Consider the following 18,711-nt stretch of genomic DNA (forward strand, 5'->3'; position numbering starts at 1 on the left):
AGGACGCGCGTGAGCGACGCTCAGCGATCCTCCGCGCCGGCATGTGAAGATCGTGGCCGGGCCGCCCGGCTGCTCCTCATCGCGCTGGGCGTCCTGGGCTTCGTGGTCCTGCCCGGCGCGGCACCGGCGTCCGGCGCGTCCGGCATCGGGGTGCGGGCGGGCGCCACCGCCCAGCCCGGCCCGGCGAGTCTGGCGAGCCGGGGCAAGAGCTCCAAGCCCTGTCCCGTCCGCTCCGACACGGCGGCCATCTCGGCCTCGGCGCGGCAGATCGCCGCCGCGCCCGCTCCGGCACCCGTCCCCGCCGTCCTGCCGCCCGGCATCGACGTACGGCCGTCCAGCGTCCTCACGGGCCGTCCGGCCGAGCGGCCCGAGTCTGCCGAGGCCGCTCCGGGCGGCCTGCCGCGCGGGCGTGCCCCGCCGCCTTCCATGTGATCTGACGAATTTTCCCAGCAGACCTCATGGAAGGCTTCACTGTGACTCGCGCCAACGTGGTGCGGGCGATCTTGGCATTCGCCGTGCTCGCCGCATCGCTGTACTTCGCCCTGTCCAAACCAGCCCGCCTCGGCCTCGACCTGCGCGGCGGCACCCAGATCGTTCTCGAGACCCAGGACTCTCCCAACGCCAAGGCGACGAGGGAGAACACCGACCGCGCCAAGGAGGTGCTGCACCGCCGCGTCGACGCGCTCGGTGTGGCCGAATCGTCGATCACCCGGTCCGGGGAGCGGCGGATCATCGTCGAGCTGCCCGACGTCCAGGACCCCACCCGGGCCGCCGAGGTGATCGGCAAGACGGCCCAGCTCACCGCCCACCCCGTCCGCGCCAACAGCGGCAAGCCCGCGAAGGGCGAGCAGGCCATCGCCGACGAGCAGGGCCAGCCGATCCTGATCGGCCCGGCCGCGCTGACCGGCGACGGCATCGGCTCGGCCGACGCGTCGATCGACACCCAGAACGGCACCGGCTGGTACGTCACGATCGACTTCCGCAACGGCGGCGGCAAGGCCTGGCAGCAGGTCACCGCCAAGGCCGCCTGCGCCGCCGGCGACGAGCGGCGCATCGCCATCATGCTGGACGGCAAGGTGATCTCCTCGCCAGGCGTCGTCGAGGACGTGCCCTGCAACGTCGGCATCGCCGGCGGCTCGACGCAGATCACCGGCAACTTCAGCGCGGACGAGGCCAAGGACCTGGCCGCGCTCGTCCAGGGCGGTTCGCTGCCCGTCCCGGTGAAGACCATCGAGCAGCGAGTGGTCGGCCCCACCCTGGGCGACGAGGCCATCGACGCCAGCGCCAAGGCCGCCGTCATCGGCGTGCTCCTGACCGGCCTGTTCATCATCGCCGTCTACCGCCTCGTCGGGGCGCTGGCGACCATCGCGCTGGCCTGTTACGCGCTGATCTCGTACGCGGCGCTCGTCATGATGGGGGCCACCCTCACCCTGCCGGGCCTGGCGGGCTTCGTCCTCGCGATCGGCATGGCGATCGACGCCAACGTCCTCGCGTTCGAACGAGCCCGCGAAGAGTACGAGGCGACACCCAAACGCGGCGTGCGCAGCGCGCTGATCACCGGCTTCAACAAGGCCTGGTCGGCCATCGCCGACTCCAACATCACCACGCTGCTGGCCGGCACGCTGCTGTTCTTCCTGGCCTCCGGCCCCGTGAAGGGCTTCGGTGTGACCCTCACCATCGGTGTTCTGGGCTCGCTGATCTCGGCGATGTTGCTGAGCCGCGTCCTCACCGATGCCGCCCTCAGCCGCAAGTTCATCGCCAACCGTCCCGGCCTCACCGGCCTCGGCTCCACCGGGCGGCTCCGCAAGTGGCTGGACCGCCGCAACCCCGACCTGATGAAGCGCCGCAAGCTCTGGCTCGCGCTGTCCGCGCTCGCCGTCATCGTGGCCATCACGGGGATCTTCTCCAAGGGGCTCAACTACGGCGTCGAGTTCACCGGAGGCCGCCTGGTCGAGTACTCCACGAGCAAGACCCTGGACATCGACGAGGCACGTTCAGCCGTGGCCGACGCGGGCTTCCCCCGCGCCGTCGTGCAGACCTCCGGCAAGGACGACATCTCCGTCCGTACGGAGAACCTCAGCAACGCCGAGGTCAACGAGATCCAGAGCGCCCTTGCGGAGAAGGGCGGCCAGACGACCAAACAACGCGACGAGCTGATCGGCCCCAGCCTCGGCGACGAGCTCCGCAAGAAGGCCCTCATCGCCCTCGGCGTCGCCCTCCTCGTCCAGTTGGCCTATCTGGCCATCCGGTTCCGCTGGAGCTTCGGCGCGGGCGCCGTCCTCGCGATGTTCCACGACGTGATCATCGTGACGGGCGTCTTCGCCTGGCTCGGCAAACCCATCGACGGCGTCTTCCTCGCCGCGCTCCTCACCGTCATCGGCTACTCCGTCAACGACGCCGTCGTGGTCTTCGACCGCATCCGCGAACTCTGGGGCGAGCAGCCCAAGGCCCGCTTCGCCGGCGTCGCCAACCGCGGTGCCCTCCAGACCGTGCCCCGCACGGTCAACACAGGCATGGGAGCCATCTTCATCCTGGCGGCTCTGGCCTTCCTCGGCGGTGATTCGCTGACCGACTTCGCCCTCGCCCTGCTGGTGGGCATCGGCATCGGCACGTACTCCAGCGTCTTCACCGCGACACCGCTGGCCATCGAGTTCGAGCGCTTCGTCAAGGCCCCCACGCCGCGTGCGAAGACGCTCAAGCGCCCCACCCGCCAACCCGGCGAATCCGGCGCCGTCATCTGAGCGCCGTCATCTGAGCGCCGTCATCTGATCAGGCCGGGCCGCGCCAAGCTCCGGCTTGGCGCGGCTCGCCGTGGCCGGGGATCCCGGCCACGGCGGTGCTCTCAGGCGAGCGGGGGTGGGTTCTGGTCGGCCTCGGCCTGGATCACCTGCATGACCGCGTTGATGAGGGCCAGGTGGGTGAAGGCCTGCGGGAAGTTGCCCAGGTGCCGCCCGCTGTGCGGGTCGATCTCCTCCGCGTACAGCTGAAGCGGGCTGGCGTACGAGAGAAGCTTCTCGCAGAGCGCCTTGGCCCGTTCGAGCTCACCGATCATGACGAGGGAGCTCACCAGCCAGAACGAGCAGATGGTGAACGTGCCCTCCTCGGACTCGAAGCCGTCGTCGGTCTCGGTGGCCCGGTAGCGCAGGACCAGGTCGTCCTCCGACAGCTCGTCGGCGATGGCGAGGACCGTCTCGCGGACCCGCTTGTCGTCGGCGGGCAGGAAGCCGAGGAGCGGGATCAGCAGAGCCGAGGCGTCGAGGGTCGAGGCACCGTAGTGGGCGGTGAAGACCCCGCGTTCGTCCAGGGCGTTGGCCAGGACGTCGGCGTGGATCTCGTCGGCCGCCGCCTGCCAGCGCTGGGCCCTCTCGCTGTCGCCGCGGATGCGGGCGAGGCGGGCGCCGCGTTCGGCCGCCACCCAGCAGAACACCTTGGACGAGGTGAAGTGCTGCGGCTCGCCGCGCACCTCCCACATGCCGCAGTCGGGCTGCTGCCAGTTGTCGAGCGCGTCTTCCACCTGCTTGACGACGATCTTCCACAGCCGGTCGTCCAGGCGGTCCCGCTTGCGCACGAACAGGTAGATGGAGCCGATGATGGCGCCCCACACGTCGTGCTGGGCCTGCATGTAGGCCTCGTTGCCGATGCGGACCGGCTTGGCGTTGTCGTAGCCCGACAGGTGGTCGAGCGTGGACTCGGGGAGTTCCTCGCGGCCGTCGAGGCCGTACATGATCTGGAGCTTGCCCTCGGCGGCCTCGGCGACGTCGGTGATGAAGTAGAAGAAGTCGTTGGCTTCCCAGTCATAGCCGAGCGTGTAGAACGCCCACAGCGCCATCGTGGAGTCGCGGATCCACGTGTAGCGATAGTCCCAGTTGCGGTCGCCCCCGGGGGTCTCCGGCAGGGAGGTCGTGGCCGCGGCGGCGACCGCGCCGGACGGGGCGAAGGTCAGGCCCTTGAGGGTGAGGGCGCTGCGCTGGAGGTGGCTCCGCCAGGGGTGGTCGGGGAAACGGCCCCGGTCGAGCCAGTGCTGCCAGTGGTGCACCGTCCAGACGAGGCGTTCGTGCGCGTCCTCGTAGGTGTGCGGCGGCTCGTGCTCGCTCCAGGAGAGGGCGACGAAGCGGGCTTCGCCCTGCTTGAGGAGCGTGCGGGAGGTGGCGAGCGAGCCTTCGAAACCCACGTTCATGTCCGTGGTCAGGCGGAGCGACACTCCGTTGCCGCGTGCGACGGCCTCGTGGTAGCCGGCACCGGTGTGCTCCCACTGGGCGGGGGCCCGGCCGTAGTCGAACACCGGCATGCAGTCGAGCCGCACCTGGACCTGGCCGTTCACGCACCGCACCATGCGCAGCAGGACGTGGTCGGCGTCATAGTCCGTGGGGGCGCGCCGATGCGTGTGGGATCGTTCCGTCTCGTGGTGCCAGGGGCCCATCAGCAGGGCGTCAGTCACCACCAGCCAGCCACCGTGGGTCCACCAGGTGGTCTCCATCACCATGGTGCCGGGGATGTAGCGCTGGGCCGCGGGCACCTCCACCCCCGCCGGGCCGACGCGGAAGTATCCCGCGTCCCGGTCGAGGATCGACCCGAACACGCTGGGCGAGTCCATCTTCGGCAGGCACATCCACTCGATGTTCCCGCTCGGCGCCACCAGCGCGGTCGTCTCACAGTCGGACAGAAATCCGTAATCGGCGATAGGAGCGAACGGATCTCCCGCCCGGCCTCCGGCGACCATCGGCCTCACAACCTCACCTCCTTGATCCATCATTCCCTCTCCATCGCAATGGGTGCGCCATCCCGCGGCGCGGTGTCAGGGCGGTTTCCGACGTGACTTGTCTGGAATGTCCGCATTGGAATAGACCACTAAATCGCCTCTGACCTGCGAAAACGTGCCGCGGCAGCCGGGGCGACGAGCAAGAGCCGGCTTCGCGGGTACAGTCCCGCAAACAGGGCATAGCGCTCGCCCTGTGCTGTGGTTGAACCGGAGCGTAAAGGAGCTCCTCGTGCCGAAGTTCGTCTATGACTTCACTGAGGGAAACAAGGACCTCAAGGATCTGCTGGGTGGCAAAGGCGCCAACCTGGCCGAGATGACCAATCTCGGCCTGCCAGTGCCGCCTGGGTTCACGATCACAACGGAGGCCTGCAGGTACTACCTCGAGCACGGGACGCTTCCCGACGGCCTCGAGGCCGAGATCGACACCCATCTGACCGCGCTCGAGAGCACCATGGGCAAACGCCTGGGGCAGGCCGGCGACCCGCTTCTCGTCAGCGTACGTTCCGGAGCCAAGTTCAGCATGCCGGGCATGATGGAGACGGTCCTCAACATCGGCCTGAACGACGAGTCCGTCCACGGCCTGGCCGCCCAGGCGGGGGACGAGCGCTTCGCGTGGGACTCCTACCGGCGCCTGATCCAGATGTTCGGCAAGACCGTGCTCGACATCGACGGCGACCTCTTCGAGGAGGCGCTGGAGGCGGCCAAGGAGCGCAAGGGCACCAAGGACGACGTCGATCTCGACGCCGGCGACTTCCGCGACCTGGTCGGCACCTACAAGGGCATCGTGCGCGAGCACGCGGGCCGGGAGTTCCCGACCGACCCGCGCGAGCAGATGAACCTGGCCACGATGGCCGTGTTCGACTCGTGGAACGCCGACCGCGCGATCCTCTACCGCCGCCAGGAACGCATCCCGGTCGATCTCGGCACCGCGGTCAACATCTGCTCCATGGTGTTCGGCAACCTGGGCATGGACTCGGGCACCGGCGTCGCGTTCACCCGCGACCCCGCGTCCGGGCAGCAGGGCATCTACGGCGACTACCTGCAGAACGCGCAGGGCGAGGACGTGGTCGCCGGCATCCGCAACACCGTGCCGCTGGTCGAGCTCGAAAAGATCGACAAGACCTCGTACGACCAGCTGCTCGACATCATGGAGACGCTGGAGAACCACTACCGCGACATGTGCGACATCGAGTTCACGATCGAGCGCGGCAAGCTCTGGATGCTCCAGACCCGGGTGGGCAAGCGGACCGCCGCCGCGGCGTTCCGCATCGCCTGCCAGCTGATCGACCAGGGGCTCATCGACGCCGACGAGTCCGCCCGGCGGGTCACCGGCGACCAGCTCGCGCAGCTGATGTTCCCGCGCTTCGACAGCGCCGCCGCCAAGGAGACCAAGAAGCTCACCAAGGGCATGAACGCCTCGCCCGGCGCCGCCGTGGGCAAGGTCGTCTTCACCTCCGCACGGGCCGTCGAGCTCGCCGCGCAGGGCGAGGACGTCATCCTCGTCCGCCGCGAGACCAACCCCGACGACCTGTCCGGCATGGTCGCCGCCCAGGGCGTGCTGACCTCGCGCGGCGGCAAGACCTCGCACGCGGCCGTCGTCGCCCGCGGCATGGGCAAGACCTGCGTCTGCGGCGCCGAGGAGCTCGACGTCGACGTCAAGGCCCGTTCGTTCACCGCGCCGGGCGGTGTGAAGGTCAGCGAGGGCGACGTCATCTCGATCGACGGCAGCTCCGGCGAGGTCTTCCTCGGCGAGGTGCCGGTCGAGGACTCGCCGGTCGTGCGCTACTTCGAGGGCGAGCTGAGGGCCGCAGACGGCGGCGAGCTCGTGCAGTCCGTACACCGGATCATGAAGCATGCCGACGGGCGTGCCCGGCTCAAGGTCCGGGCCAACGCCGACAACCCCGAGGACTCCGCGCGGGCTCGCCGCTTCGGCGCGCAGGGCATCGGCCTTTGCCGGACCGAGCACATGTTCCTGGGAGACCGGCGCCTGCTCGTCGAGAAGCTGATTTTGGCGGAGACGCCCGATGAACGGCAGGCGGCGCTGGACGCCCTCGAGCCCCTGCAGAAACAGGACTTCGAGGGCATCTTCGCTGCGATGGACGGCCTGCCGGTCACGATCCGGCTCATCGATCCGCCGCTGCACGAATTCCTCCCTGACCTCACCGAGCTCTCGGTCAAGGTGGCCCTCGCCGGCGACAAGGTGGACCCCCAGGACCGAAGGCTGCTCGAGGCCGTTCACCGGCTGCACGAGCAGAACCCTATGCTTGGACTCCGCGGCGTGCGGCTGGGTTTGGTGATTCCTGGCCTCTTCTCAATGCAGGTGAGGGCGATCGCCGAGGCGGCGGCCGAACGGATCAGGGCCGGCGGTGATCCGCACCCCGAGATCATGATCCCATTGGTCGGCGCCGTCCAGGAACTGGAGGCCGTCCGCGAGGACGCGCTGCGGATCCTTGCCGAGGTCAAAGAGGCCTCCGGGATCGACGTGCACGCCCTGATCGGCACGATGATCGAGCTGCCGCGGGCGGCGCTGTCGGCCGGGCAGATCGCCGAGGCGGCCGAGTTCTTCTCCTTCGGCACCAACGACCTCACCCAGACGACCTGGGGCTTCTCCCGCGACGACGTCGAGGCGGCCTTCTTCTCCCGCTACCTGGAGCTCGGCATCTTCGGGGTCTCGCCGTTCGAGACCCTCGACCGCGACGGCGTCGGCCGCCTGGTGCGGATCGCCGCCGAGGAGGGCCGCGCGACCCGGCCGGGGCTGAAGCTCGGCATCTGCGGCGAGCACGGCGGTGACCCCGACTCGGTGCACTTCTGCCACGAGGTCGGGCTCGACTACGTGTCCTGCTCGCCGTTCCGCATCCCGGTCGCCCGCCTGGAGGCGGCCCGAGCCGCGATCGAGTCGAACGGCGACGACACTCGCTGAGAATCGGTAAAGCGGAGCTTTTCCGTTGGAAGGGTGGCTGGGTGGGGGCTGTGGGATGGCTTCACGCTGTGAGAGCGTGGTGATTGATCACAGCGTGAGGTACGCCACGAGTCAAGGTTCTCCCGCGAGCACTTGTGAACCTATGACGCGCGCCGGACCATCTAACTAACGTGTCGGATGCGATGACGTTGGAAGTGGATGTGCCGGATACCGAGCGCCCGGAGGAGTCCGAGAAGCGCGCGGACGATCTTCCGGAGAAGGCCGAGCGGGGGCGCAAGCCGCGGCCGCGCTGGTTCGTCCTGACGATGAGCGTGGTCCTCGGCCTGATCGCGATCGCGGTGCTCACGCCGCTCGCGGTGGGCTGGCGGGTCTGGTACCAGGCCCGCCAGGACGAACGCCCCAAGTCGGACGCGATCATCGTGCTCGGCGCCGCCCAGTACAACGGCGTGCCGTCCCCGACGCTGAGGTGGCGGCTGCAGCACGCCTTGGACCTCTACCGCGCCGGGGTCGCGCCGCGCATCGTCACCGTCGGCGGCAAGCAGCCAAGCGACAACTTCACCGAAGCCGGGTCCGGGCGCCGCTGGCTGATCGAGAAGGGCGGGATGCCCGCCGACCGGGTGATCGCGGTCGCCGAGGGCCGGGACACGCTGCAGAGCATGAAGGCGCTCGGCCGGGAGTTCAAGAGGCTCAACCTGGACTCGGGCGTGATCGTCACCGATCCATGGCACGGCCTGCGCTCCAAGCGCATGGCCGAGGACAACGGGATCAAGGCGGCGGCCTCGCCGACGCGCAGCGGCCCGAGCGTGCAGACCCGCGACACGCAGATGCAGTACATCGTGCGGGAGACCGGCGGCTACCTGTCCTACGTGCTGCTCGGCAAGAGCTGGAAGCCGCCGAGCGAGACCATCAAGGGCAGCACGCCGCCCGACCCGTCATGATGGCGGCCTCCGGGTTCAACCGGGATGTCACGAGGCCCGCATACCCTGGTGATGAACGAGGGATTCCGGTGATCGATGAAGGACTACACAGACCACGACCGGGAGCGATGGGCTCCTGAGCCCGCCAAACGGCGTGACCGCACGGCGTTCGAGCGTGACCGCGCACGTGTGCTGCACAGTGCCGCCCTGCGGCGGCTGGCGGCCAAGACCCAGGTGGCCTCGCCCGGCTCGGACGCGACGGCGGACAACGTGCAGAGCCTGCGCACGCGGCTCACGCATTCCCTGGAGTGCGCCCAGGTGGGGCGCGAGCTGGGCAAGTCGTTCGGCTGTGATCCGGATCTGGTCGAGGCCGCGTGCCTCTCGCACGACATCGGGCATCCGCCGTTCGGCCACAACGGCGAGACGGCCCTGGACGTGGTCGCGCGTGACTGTGGCGGTTTCGAGGGCAACGCGCAGAGCCTGCGCGTCCTGACCAGGCTGGAGCCGAAGTCGTTCGCCCAGGACGGGCCGCCCCTCCACGGGCGGAGCGTCGGGCTCAACCTCACCCGCGCCGCGCTCGACGCCTCCATGAAGTACCCCTGGCCCCAGTCCGAGGCCGTGAACGGCAAGTTCGGGGTGTACGAGGACGACGCCGACGTGGCCCGCTGGGTACGGGAGGGCGTGGTCGACAGGCAGACCTGCTTCGAGGCGCAGGTGATGGACTGGAGCGACGACGTCGCCTACTCCGTGCACGATCTGGAGGACGCGCTGGTCGCCGGGCATATCGACTTCGTCCGGCTGGCCGACCCGGCCGAGCGGCGGCTGGTGGCCGCCACCGCGATCAAGCTCTACTGCGACGACGCCGACCTGGCCGAGCTGGAAGAACGGTTCGCCGCGTTGCTGGCGGAGCCGTACTGGCCCGACCGCTACGACGGCACGCCGCGTTCGCTGGCCGCTCTGAAGAACCTCACCAGCACGCTGATCGGCCGGTTCTGCCTGGCCACCGAGGACGCCACCCGGGCGCGGTACGGCGACCGGCCGCTGACCCGTTACGCCGCCGACCTGATCGTGCCGCGTGCCCAGCGCCTTGAGTGCGCGCTGCTCAAGGGCGTCACGGCGCACTACGTATGGATCAGCCATGAGGAACGGCGGGCCAGGCAGCGGGACCTGCTCGTCGAGCTGGCCGAGCTGATTCAGCGCGGCGCGCCCGGCACGCTCGACCCGGCCTTCCGCAGCGCCCATCTGGAGGCCGGCGACGACGCGGGCCGGCTGCGCGCCGTCGTCGACCAGATCGCCTCCCTCACCGACGCCTCGGCGGTCGCCCGCTACCGGCGCCTGGCAGGCCAGGCCTGATCGGGCACGGGCTGATCGGGCACGGTCTGATCCGGCACGGGCTCGGCTGATCGGACTAGAACCGATCGGGCACGGGCCGTTGCGGGCAGAGACTGATCAAGCCGTGTGTGCCCCCTTGTCTCCTTGGGAAGGGCGCTGTAGGGATAGCAAGAACGACGCGGTGCCCAGCGACTGGAGGTCGCCATGCCCGAGGAGACGTTCGTCATCGTCGGCGCGAGCCTGGCCGGAGCCAAAGCGGCGGAGACCCTGCGGGAGGAGGGCTTCGGGGGACGGATCGTGCTCATGGGGGAGGAGATCGAACGTCCCTACGAACGGCCGCCTCTGTCCAAGGGTTTCCTGCTGGGCCAAGAGCCGCGGGACAAGGCGCACGTCCATCCGGCCGACTGGTACGAGAAGCACGATGTGGAGCTGCGGCTCGGCACGGCGGCCGGCCGCATCGACCGTGCCGCCAAACAGGTGTGGCCCGTCAGCGGGGAGCCGGTCGGCTACGACCGCCTGCTGCTGACCACCGGCGCCTCGCCGCGCCATCTGGACGTCCCGGGCTCGAAGTTGCAGGGCATCCACTACCTGCGGTCGATGGGCGACTCGGCGCAGCTGCGGGAGGCCATCGCGCACGGCGGGCGCCGCGTCGTGGTGGCCGGGGCGGGCTGGATCGGCCTGGAGACCGCCGCGGCCGCCCGGACGTACCGCAACGACGTGACCCTCATCGAACCGGAGCCGACCCCGCTGCACGGCGTCGTGGGTCCCGAGGTCGGCGAGATCTTCGCCGGGCTGCACCGTGAGCACGGCGTCGACCTGCGCCTGGACCAAGGCGTCGCCGGATTCTGGGGCGCCGGTCAGGTGTCGGCCGTGGTCACCTCGGGCGGCGCCGAGATCCCGGCGGACGTGGTGATCGTGGGCATCGGCGTGAAGCCCAACATGGCACTGGCGGAGGAGGCCGGCCTCGACGTCTCCGACGGCATCCTCGTCGACGAGTCGATGCGCACGTCCGACCCCGACATCTTCGCGGCGGGCGACGTCGCGGCGGCGTATCACCCGCTGCTCGGCCGCCGGATCCGGGTGGAGCACTGGGCGAACGCCCTGGACGGCGGTCCGGCCGCCGCCCGCGCGATGCTGGGCCGCGACGTCTCGTACGACAAGATCCCCTACTTCTTCAGCGACCAGTACGACATGGGCATGGAGATGGCCGGGACGTCCGCGCCGGGCGAGTACGACGAGGTGGTCTTCCGGGGCGATCGCGAGGGGATGGAGTTCATCGCCTTCTGGCTCGCGGGCGGCCGGGTCGTGGCCGGCATGAACGTCAACGTCTGGGACGTGACCGACGACATCCAGGCGCTGATCCGCGCGGGCCGGGAGGTCGACCGGGACCGGCTCACCGACGCCAAGGTCCCCTTGACCGAGGTCTGACAGCGCCGTCCGTACCGGCGCGAGCTTGATCTCAATTTGGCCTACGTGGCCTGGACATATATAGCGCTCAGGTAAGGTCTGGGCGAGTGAGCACCATACAGCGGTCAAGACCGAGCAAATCGGTCGTGACCGCCACCGCACACCGCACGTTCCTGCGTGAGCTGTTGAGCTTCGGGTTCGTGGGGTTCGTCGGCACGGTGATCACCATCGGCGGCGCCAACCTGCTCCGGCACTGGCTCGGCGGCAGCCCGCTGACCAGCGTGGTCGTGCCGACCATGGCCTCGACGTTGTTCTCCTACCTCGCCAACCGCTTCTGGACGTTCCGTACGCGCGACAGCGACGGTTCGGGCCGCGAGGTCGTGATCTTCTTTTCGCTGAACGGCGTCGGGATGTCGATCCAGGTGCTGATCACCGGCTTCACCGTCTACACGCTCGGCTTCACCGGCGGGATCTCCTACAACATCGCGCTTCTGGTCGGCCTCGCCCTGGGCTCCGCGTTCCGCTACTGGTCGTACCGCAAATGGGTCTTCACCCCGGCAGCCGCCTGACCCGCCGCTCCAGGAGTCACTGCACGAGATCCACGAGCTGTCGGCCTAACTGATCACGGTGGCCGCGCACCGCGCGTACCTTGGAGATCGCCGACGGCCGCATCGCCCCCGTCCGCCGCGTGCTCAACCCGGACAAGCCAAGCCCACGGGCACAGCGGGCATACGGGCTCGCGGGGACGTGAAGAGGGCCCTAGGACGTTGAAGGGCCCGGGACATGAAAGAACCCCCGGCGGTGAGACCGCCGGGGGCCCTTCACAGGTGATGCCCGTCACAGAAGGTGCATCGTGCCGAACGTCAGGATCAGTCGAAGTAGTCCGGCTGGGTCTGCGTGTTCAGCTCGGAGAGCCATACACGCTTGCCCTTGTCGGTACGCCTGTCCCTGATGTCGATGACGTCCAGACCCTTCTGGATGTCATTGGAGTAGATGTAGCCGTTGTAGTAGTACGCCGACCATGAGCCCGCGAGGACCAGCTTGTCGTCGTACAGCGGGCCACGCTCGAAGAAGCCGATCTCCTTCGGCTTGCGCGAGTCGGTGAAGTCCCACACCGAGATGCCGCCCTGGTACCAGGCCTGCACCATGATGTCCTTGCCCTTCACCGGGATCAGGCTGCCGTTGTGGGCGACGCAGTTCTCGGTGTCGGTGTTGGCGCGCGGGATCTTGTAGTAGCTGCGGAAGCGCAGCTTGCGCTTGTCGCCCTTGCCGACGATGTCGTAGATGGCGTTGGCGCCCTTCTCCATGCCGATGGTGGCGTTGCAGGTGGCAGCGGAGCCACCGCCGAGCTCATCGGTGAAGACGACCTTGTTGGCGCGGTTGTTGAACGTCGCCGAGTGCCAGAACGCGAAGTTCTTGTCGTCGCGCACGCTGTTGATCGTGCGCGGGTTCTCCGGGTTGCTGATGTCGAACAGCACGCCGTCGCCCATGCACGCCCCGGCCATGAGGTCCTTGTCCGGGTAGGCGGTGAGGTCGTGGCAGCCGCTGGTCGCGCGGGTGCCCTCGGGGTACGGCAGGTTGTCACCGGGGTTGCCGCCGTCCGGGAAGAGCACCGGCTCCTTGATCAGAGTGGCGTCGGCCGGCTTCTTCAGCGGCACCTTGATGATCGAGATCAGGTCGTGCGGCGGCTGGCAGTCCGGGTAGGTCGAGTCCGGGTTGTACGACGACACGTAGATGTACGCGGTGCCGCGCTTGCCGGGGACCATCGTGTTGGTGTGCGAGCCGCACTTGGTCTCGATGGCCTTGACGTACGCCGGGGCCGCCGGGTTGCTGATGTCGAAGATCTTGATGCCCTCCCACGCGGACTTGTCCGTCACGGGCTTGGGCGTGCTCTTGCACGAGTCATCGCTGCGCGACGAGTCGGTCGACAGGAACAGCAGGTTCCCGGCGATCGAGACGTCGTTCTGTGAACCCGGGCAGTGGACGACCGTGACGACCTTGGGCTTGGCCGGCCTGCTGATGTCGTAGACCGTGAAGCCCTCGTAGTTGCCGCCGTAGGCGTACTTGCCCTTGAAGGCCCAGTCGGAGCCGTAGGCCGTCTCCGGGGCCAGCGGGCCCTGCTTGGGAATGTTCGCCAGATGGTGCATGTTCGGGCTCTTGGCGATCTCGTCCCGGCCCGGGATGTCGGCCGAGGCCGCAGTCGCCGGAGCGACGAGCGCGGTGGAGACCGCCACGACCAAGGCCGCAAGGCTGCCCATCACTGCCCTGCGTCTGGTCCTGCGTTTGACGACTAGCGCCACCCTAGACTCCTTCACACGTACTAGCCCCCGTTGATATGTCCTTGATCATCGGAGTATGGGCGCTGCCCGGGCTTTTGACCAGCCCTGGGGGTATCTGTGAGCATCTCGAGATCTAAGACCCTTTTGCCGCGTGACCTTCACTGGATACGGTCCGGCTATCTGAGCAGCTTGGAGGATCGTTGATGCGACAGCGGATCGCGGTGGTGGCGACGGCAATGGCGTTGGCCGCCTGTGGCCTGGCTGGGTGCAGTGGGGGCGACGACAAGAAGCCGGACGCCGGTCCGAAGGCCACGGTGCTGCAGCCCGGGCGTCCCGGGGAGCCCAACAAGACCGTCGTCGTCGGGCCTTCCCCGGCCAAGCCGCCCACGGAGCAGGAGGTCCGGTTCGTCCAGATGATGATCCCGCACCACCAGCAGGCGGTGGAGATGTCGGTGCTCGCGCCCGGTCAGGCGTCCAGCGCCAAGGTGAAGTCGCTGGCCGACCGCATCGACAAGGGACAGGCGGGCGAGATCTCGGTCATGCAGTCGTGGCTGAAGAGCGTCGGCAAGTCGACCGCGGGCACGGGCACCGGTGGCGGGCACGGCGGTCATGGGGGCAAGAAGGACCCGCACGCGGGCATGCCGGGCATGGCGACGCCGGAACAGATGACGCAGTTGCGGGAGGCGAAGGGCGCGGCGTTCGACAAGCTCTACCTGCAGCTGATGATCGTCCACCACCAGGGTGCGCTGACGATGGTCAAGGACGTCCTGGACAGGGGCACCAACGTGACCGTGCAGCAGATGGCACGGGACGTCCAGTCCACCCAGCTGGCCGAAATCAACCGCATGAAGGACCTGCAGGAGGGATGAATCCGGGCCATTGCCACCGCGATCGGGTCGAGGGTGCTCCGGCCGTGGCCGAGGGGCTCAAACCGGGTCGAGGGTGCTCAGGCCGAGGCGGGGCGCTCAGGCGGTGCCGCGGACCAGGGCGATCAGCCGGTCGAGCACACGGCCGTCGCTGACCCGCAGGCCGTCGTGCCCGTACTCGTTCGTCACCCAGGTGCGCAGCCCGCGGATCGTCGCCGCCGTCTCCATCGACATGCCGTGGTCGACGTACATGTCGTCGTGGTAGACGGCGGCTGCGACCGGGACGTCGTTGCCGCGCAGCCGGGCCGCGTCGTACAGCACCGGCCACGAGTCGTGCTCGGCGAGCAGGTCCGCCGTCTCGCGCAGCGGGCGCAGCGACGGATCGTTCTCGAACATCCAGGGGTAGATCATCTCGCCGGTGAACAGCAGCGGCCGTTCGCCGGTCCCGAACTCGGGGAACTCGGCGCGGACCCGCTCGGCGGCCCAGCGGGTCGCGCGCCCCTGTGCGTAGCTCGGCTCGTGCAGGAGCGCGTAAAGCGGTGCCGAGGTGAAGCTGAGATGCCTTTCGATCTGGGCCAGGAACGTGTCGGTGAGCTCGGGGCCTTCAGCGCCGTCCTCAGCGCCCTCTTCGAAGGCGTCCTCCAGCAGGTAGTGGAGCTGGTGGCCACCCGACCCGGCGCCGAGCATCAGCCCGAGGGACTGGAACGCCGGGGCGGTCAGCCGCGCGCCGCCGGGCAGCCGCTCGTCATGGTCGCGCAGGTGGCTCGCGATCCGCGCCGCGACCGCGGCGTCGCCGGGGTAGCGGGCGTGGTGCTCGCGGTTCTTGGCGGCCACCCGCGGATAGGCGGCACGGTAGACGTCGTCGGCTGTGGCCTGGAGGCCCGGCAACCCGCCGGTGATGAACACCTCGCGGAGACCTTCCGGCGCGAACGACAGGTAGGTGGTCGCGCAGAAGCCTCCGAAGCTCTGTCCCAGCACGCTCCACGGTGCGTCCCCGACCAGCTCCCGCCGGATCAGCTCGGCGTCCAGCACGATCGAGTCGGCACGGAAGTGCGTCAGATACCGGGCCTGCGCCGCGGCGTCGCCTATCCGGGCAAGGGAGCGCCGATGCGCCGGGGTTGAACGCCCCGTACCGCGCTGGTCCAGCAGCAGCACGCGGTAGTCGTCCAGCGCGCGGTCGAGCCAGCTCTCCCTGCCTATCGGGCGGGGTGAGCGGTTGCCTGGCCCGCCCTGCAGGAACAGCAGCCACGGCAGATCCGTCCGCTCGGCCTTGTCCGCGGCGACGACTTCCCGCGCGAACACCTCGATCTGCGGGCCGCCGGGATCACCGTGGTCCAGCGGGACGGCGAAGCGGCGGTCGGTCAGGACGGTGCCCGGGTGGCGGAAGGAGCTCATGATCCGATTCTGCTGGAAGCCCGGGGCAGAACGGCGGAGGCCGGAAGCGGACGCGCGCTGGCCGCTGCCGGACGCGGCCGTTCGTGACCCCGTGTGTACGGATGTACGCTCCCGGGCACCTTCTCCGGCACAGCCACCTCCTCCAGGACAGCAGGGAGAACGCCATGGCGACAACCTCCGCGGGCGGCACAGAGTTCCTGCCCGCCCTGGACATCGACGGCCCATCCGAGCAGGCGCGCTGGACGGTGGCGTTGCGGATCATCCTGGTGATCCCGCATGTGATCGTGCTGATCCTCCTGAGCATCGCGGCGTTCTTCGTTTTGATCGCCGGCTGGTTCGCCGCGCTCTTCCTGGGCCGCCTCCCGGATGGGATCGCACGGTTCCTCGGTGGCTATCTCGCCTGGTGGACGCGGGTGACGTCGTACGGCTACCTGCTGTTGGACGACTATCCGCCGTTCGCCATGAACGCGCCGGACTATCCGGTCCGCATCGAGCTCCGGCCGGGACCGCTCAACCGGGTCGCGGTGTTCTTCCGGTTCATCCTCGTCATCCCGGCGGCCATCGTGTCCCAGGTCGTCTCCGCGGGCTGGGCGGCGGCGTCGTTCGTCATCTGGCTGGCCGTCCTGATCAGCGGGCACGCGCCGCCGGCGCTCTTCGAGGCGACCGCGGCGGTCCAGCGCTACATGGTGCGCTACAACGCGTACTCGATGTTGCTCACGTCGGCGTACCCAAAGCGCCTCTTCGGCGACGAGGGCCTCGACGAGCCGCGGGTGTCGCCCACGCGGCCGCTGATGCTCGGCCCGAACGGGCGCGTGCTGCTCATCATCTTCGTCGTCCTGGGCGTGGTCAGCCTGATTACCCAGTACGTCGTCCAGGTCGCCGCCATGTGATCCGGTGTCCCATGGCGATTCCCTGTCACGCGGCCGGGCGGCCTGGGAATCCGGCCGCCCGGCCGTGTGCGGTCAGCGGCCGGCGGGAGTGATCTTCTCGGTCTGAGAGAGGGCGGCGGCCAGGGTGCCGGCCAGGTCCTGCCCGGCCATCTGCGAGAAGATGACGTGGTCGACGCCCTGCTCGGCGAGGCGGCCGATCGATTCGACGGCCTGGTCGACGGACGGCTTCTCGCCCGGAATGAACGTCAGCGAGGTCTTCTCGATCTCGGCGTAGTCGCGCCCCTCGCGTTCGCAGTGCTCGCGCAGCACGTTGAGCTTGTGGGGCAGCTCGTCGGAGTCGAAGATGTTGCAGGCGTCGGCGTACTTGGCCACGAACCGCAGCGTCTTCTTCTCCCCGGTGCCGCCGATCAGGATCGGCGGGTGCGGGCGGCGGACCGACTGAGGCGAGTTGAGCGGCCGTTCGAGCTGGTAGTGCTCGCCTTCGAACGGCTTCTCGTCGCCCGCCCACATCTGCTTGGCGATCCGGAGGGTCTCCTCGAGGCGTTCGAACCGCTCGGCGGTCGGCGGGAACGCGATGCCGAGCCCGCGCGACTCCTCGTCGTTCCAGGCGGCGCCGATGCCCAGCCAGGCGCGGCCGCCCGACAGCACGTCCAGCGTCGTCACGGTCTTCACCAGGACGCCCGGGTGCCGGTAGGTGACCCCGGTGACCATGGTGCCGAGCGTGATCCGCTCGGTGATGCCCGCCGCGTACGACAGGGCGCTGTAGCCCTCCAGCATCGGCTCCTCGGCGGGGCCGACCATCGTGATCTGGAAGAAGTGGTCCATCACCCAGAGCGAGTGGAGCCCACCCTGGTCGGCCTCGCGGGCGATCCGGCCGAACTCTGGGCCGATCCGCTCCGGGCCGCCGGAGAAGGTGAAGCTGGGAATCTGAAGTCCGATGCGCATGGTGTCCACTCTGCTTCCTGGAGTGCACTCCAGGTCAAGCTTCATCCGGCCGTGTCGAGCCGTTCGCGTAGCTCGTCGTCCAGTTTGAGGTCGGCGGCGGGCAGCAGTTCGTCGAGCTGGGCGAGGGAGCTCACGCCGATGATGGGCGTGATCGGGTGGTCGCCGCCCATCAGCCAGGCGAGCACGACCTGGTTGGGGGTGGCGCCGAGCTCGTCCGCCACGGCGTTCAGCGCGGCGAGGCGGCGGGTGGTGCCCGGGTGGTCGTACGCCTCGTGCAGCGGCTTGTCGGTGCGCGTGTAGCCGCCGCTGATCAGCGAGGTGTACGCCCACATGGTCAGGCCTTCGGCGTGCGCGTAGTCGAAGAGCTCGCTGTTGGCGTGGTAGTGGCCGCTCTCGTCGAACGGCGTGCCGGGCCGGGGGAGCAGGTAGGAGTAGCGGTACTGGAGCTCGGTGTAGGTCGGGCGGCCCAGCGCCCGGGCCCGCTCGACGCGCCATACCGCGTGGTTGCTGACCCCGAGGCGACCGACGCTGCCGTTCGCGACCAGTTCGCCGAACGCGCCCATCGTCTCTTCGAGGGGCACGGTCCGGTCTTCGATATGCGCCCAGTAGACGTCGATGTGGTCGGTGCCGAGCCGCCGCAGGCTGCCCTCCGCCGCGGCCCGGATCGACTTGGCCGACAGGCCCTCCGCGTTCTCCAGCCCGGTGCCGGGGGTCCTCGGCTGCGCCCCGGCCTTGGTCCCCAGGACGATGTCCTTGCGCACGCCGCGTGCGGCCAGCCAGCGGCCGATGACCGTCTCGCTCTCGCCGCCGACGGCTCCATCGAGCCAGAAGGAGTAACAGTTCGCGGTGTCGATCATGCTGCCGCCCGCCTCGTGGAAACGGTCGAGGATGGCGAACGAGGCGGTGTCGTCGAGGGTGGTGCCGAACGGGATGGTGCCGAGAGCGATGTTCATGGGTTATCACTCTGCAATCTGGAGCGCGCTCTAGGTCAAGCAAAGCGC

14 protein-coding genes are annotated in these 18,711 nt (G+C 69.1%); 9 read left to right on the top strand and 5 right to left on the bottom strand.

The annotated features are described in order from the left end of the window. Positions 1-9 precede the first annotated feature (9 nt). Together ACH34W_RS04630 and secD are read left to right on the top strand one after the other, a co-directional pair. Positions 10-432, top strand: coding sequence for a hypothetical protein (locus ACH34W_RS04630; RefSeq protein WP_395959433.1), 423 nt, complete (start codon positions 10-12; stop codon positions 430-432). A gap of 26 nt (positions 433-458) precedes the next feature. Next, positions 459-2,741 carry a protein translocase subunit SecD gene (gene secD / locus ACH34W_RS04635; RefSeq protein WP_395959434.1) on the top strand — a complete coding sequence of 761 codons (2,283 nt, stop codon included), beginning with the start codon at positions 459-461 and terminating at the stop codon, positions 2,739-2,741. A gap of 101 nt (positions 2,742-2,842) precedes the next feature. Here secD and ACH34W_RS04640 read toward each other — a convergent pair whose 3' ends face one another. Beyond that, positions 2,843-4,720 carry a glycoside hydrolase family 15 protein gene (locus tag ACH34W_RS04640; RefSeq protein WP_395960042.1) on the bottom strand — a complete coding sequence of 626 codons (1,878 nt, stop codon included), beginning with the start codon at positions 4,718-4,720 and terminating at the stop codon, positions 2,843-2,845. 268 nt (positions 4,721-4,988) lie between these two features. Here ACH34W_RS04640 and ppdK point away from each other — a divergent pair, with 268 nt between their 5' ends. From ppdK to ACH34W_RS04665, 5 genes are all read left to right on the top strand, one after another. Then, positions 4,989-7,679 carry a pyruvate, phosphate dikinase gene (ppdK, locus tag ACH34W_RS04645; protein ID WP_395959435.1) on the top strand — a complete coding sequence of 897 codons (2,691 nt, stop codon included), beginning with the start codon at positions 4,989-4,991 and terminating at the stop codon, positions 7,677-7,679. Positions 7,680-7,861: 182 nt separating this feature from the next. Beyond that, complete coding sequence (locus ACH34W_RS04650; RefSeq protein WP_395959436.1) at positions 7,862-8,617, top strand: YdcF family protein; 756 nt, start codon at positions 7,862-7,864, stop codon at positions 8,615-8,617. Positions 8,618-8,692: 75 nt separating this feature from the next. Continuing rightward, positions 8,693-9,949, top strand: a complete 1,257-nt coding sequence (locus ACH34W_RS04655; protein WP_395959437.1) for a deoxyguanosinetriphosphate triphosphohydrolase — start codon at positions 8,693-8,695, stop codon at positions 9,947-9,949. 183 nt (positions 9,950-10,132) lie between these two features. Then, positions 10,133-11,356, top strand: a complete 1,224-nt coding sequence (locus ACH34W_RS04660) for an NAD(P)/FAD-dependent oxidoreductase (protein WP_395959438.1) — start codon at positions 10,133-10,135, stop codon at positions 11,354-11,356. Positions 11,357-11,481: 125 nt separating this feature from the next. Then, positions 11,482-11,904: a GtrA family protein gene (locus ACH34W_RS04665; RefSeq protein WP_395959439.1), complete on the top strand. Its 423-nt coding sequence runs from the start codon at positions 11,482-11,484 to the stop codon at positions 11,902-11,904. A gap of 300 nt (positions 11,905-12,204) precedes the next feature. Here ACH34W_RS04665 and ACH34W_RS04670 read toward each other — a convergent pair whose 3' ends face one another. Continuing rightward, on the bottom strand, positions 12,205-13,593 hold the full coding sequence (locus ACH34W_RS04670; protein ID WP_395960043.1) for an LVIVD repeat-containing protein: 1,389 nt from the start codon (positions 13,591-13,593) through the stop codon (positions 12,205-12,207). A 224-nt stretch (positions 13,594-13,817) separates the two neighbouring features. Here ACH34W_RS04670 and ACH34W_RS04675 point away from each other — a divergent pair, with 224 nt between their 5' ends. Next, a complete protein-coding gene (locus ACH34W_RS04675; protein WP_395959440.1) occupies positions 13,818-14,483 on the top strand; it encodes a DUF305 domain-containing protein in 666 nt (221 codons plus the stop codon). Between the two features lie 96 nt (positions 14,484-14,579). Here the strand turns inward: ACH34W_RS04675 and ACH34W_RS04680 are convergent, their stop codons facing one another. Continuing rightward, complete coding sequence (locus tag ACH34W_RS04680; RefSeq protein ID WP_395959441.1) at positions 14,580-15,875, bottom strand: alpha/beta fold hydrolase; 1,296 nt, start codon at positions 15,873-15,875, stop codon at positions 14,580-14,582. 164 nt (positions 15,876-16,039) lie between these two features. Here ACH34W_RS04680 and ACH34W_RS04685 point away from each other — a divergent pair, with 164 nt between their 5' ends. After that, complete coding sequence (locus ACH34W_RS04685; RefSeq protein WP_395959442.1) at positions 16,040-16,765, top strand: DUF4389 domain-containing protein; 726 nt, start codon at positions 16,040-16,042, stop codon at positions 16,763-16,765. A 72-nt stretch (positions 16,766-16,837) separates the two neighbouring features. On the opposite strand, the gene ACH34W_RS04690 is transcribed toward ACH34W_RS04685, so the two are convergent. After that, positions 16,838-17,710, bottom strand: a complete 873-nt coding sequence (locus tag ACH34W_RS04690; protein ID WP_395959443.1) for an LLM class F420-dependent oxidoreductase — start codon at positions 17,708-17,710, stop codon at positions 16,838-16,840. Positions 17,711-17,751: 41 nt separating this feature from the next. Further along, complete coding sequence (locus tag ACH34W_RS04695) at positions 17,752-18,663, bottom strand: aldo/keto reductase (RefSeq protein WP_395959444.1); 912 nt, start codon at positions 18,661-18,663, stop codon at positions 17,752-17,754. Positions 18,664-18,711 lie beyond the last annotated feature (48 nt).

It is taken from the genome of Actinomadura sp. 6N118 (assembly GCF_044326415.1).
Taxonomy (GTDB): Bacteria; Actinomycetota; Actinomycetes; order Streptosporangiales; family Streptosporangiaceae; genus Spirillospora.

Bases quoted from the DNA above. Each gene is read 5' to 3' on its own strand.
- ACH34W_RS04695 (WP_395959444.1), bottom strand. From the start codon at position 18,663: ATGAACATCGCTCTCGGCACCATCCCGTTCGGCACCACCCTCGACGAC.
- ACH34W_RS04640 (WP_395960042.1), bottom strand. From the start codon at position 4,720: ATGGTCGCCGGAGGCCGGGCGGGAGATCCGTTCGCTCCTATCGCCGAT.
- ACH34W_RS04650 (WP_395959436.1), top strand. From the start codon at position 7,862: ATGACGTTGGAAGTGGATGTGCCGGATACCGAGCGCCCGGAGGAGTCC.
- ACH34W_RS04660 (WP_395959438.1), top strand. From the start codon at position 10,133: ATGCCCGAGGAGACGTTCGTCATCGTCGGCGCGAGCCTGGCCGGAGCC.
- ACH34W_RS04680 (WP_395959441.1), bottom strand. From the start codon at position 15,875: ATGAGCTCCTTCCGCCACCCGGGCACCGTCCTGACCGACCGCCGCTTC.
- ACH34W_RS04670 (WP_395960043.1), bottom strand. From the start codon at position 13,593: ATGGGCAGCCTTGCGGCCTTGGTCGTGGCGGTCTCCACCGCGCTCGTC.
- secD (WP_395959434.1), top strand. From the start codon at position 459: ATGGAAGGCTTCACTGTGACTCGCGCCAACGTGGTGCGGGCGATCTTG.
- ACH34W_RS04690 (WP_395959443.1), bottom strand. From the start codon at position 17,710: ATGCGCATCGGACTTCAGATTCCCAGCTTCACCTTCTCCGGCGGCCCG.
- ACH34W_RS04655 (WP_395959437.1), top strand. From the start codon at position 8,693: ATGAAGGACTACACAGACCACGACCGGGAGCGATGGGCTCCTGAGCCC.
- ACH34W_RS04675 (WP_395959440.1), top strand. From the start codon at position 13,818: ATGCGACAGCGGATCGCGGTGGTGGCGACGGCAATGGCGTTGGCCGCC.
- ACH34W_RS04685 (WP_395959442.1), top strand. From the start codon at position 16,040: ATGGCGACAACCTCCGCGGGCGGCACAGAGTTCCTGCCCGCCCTGGAC.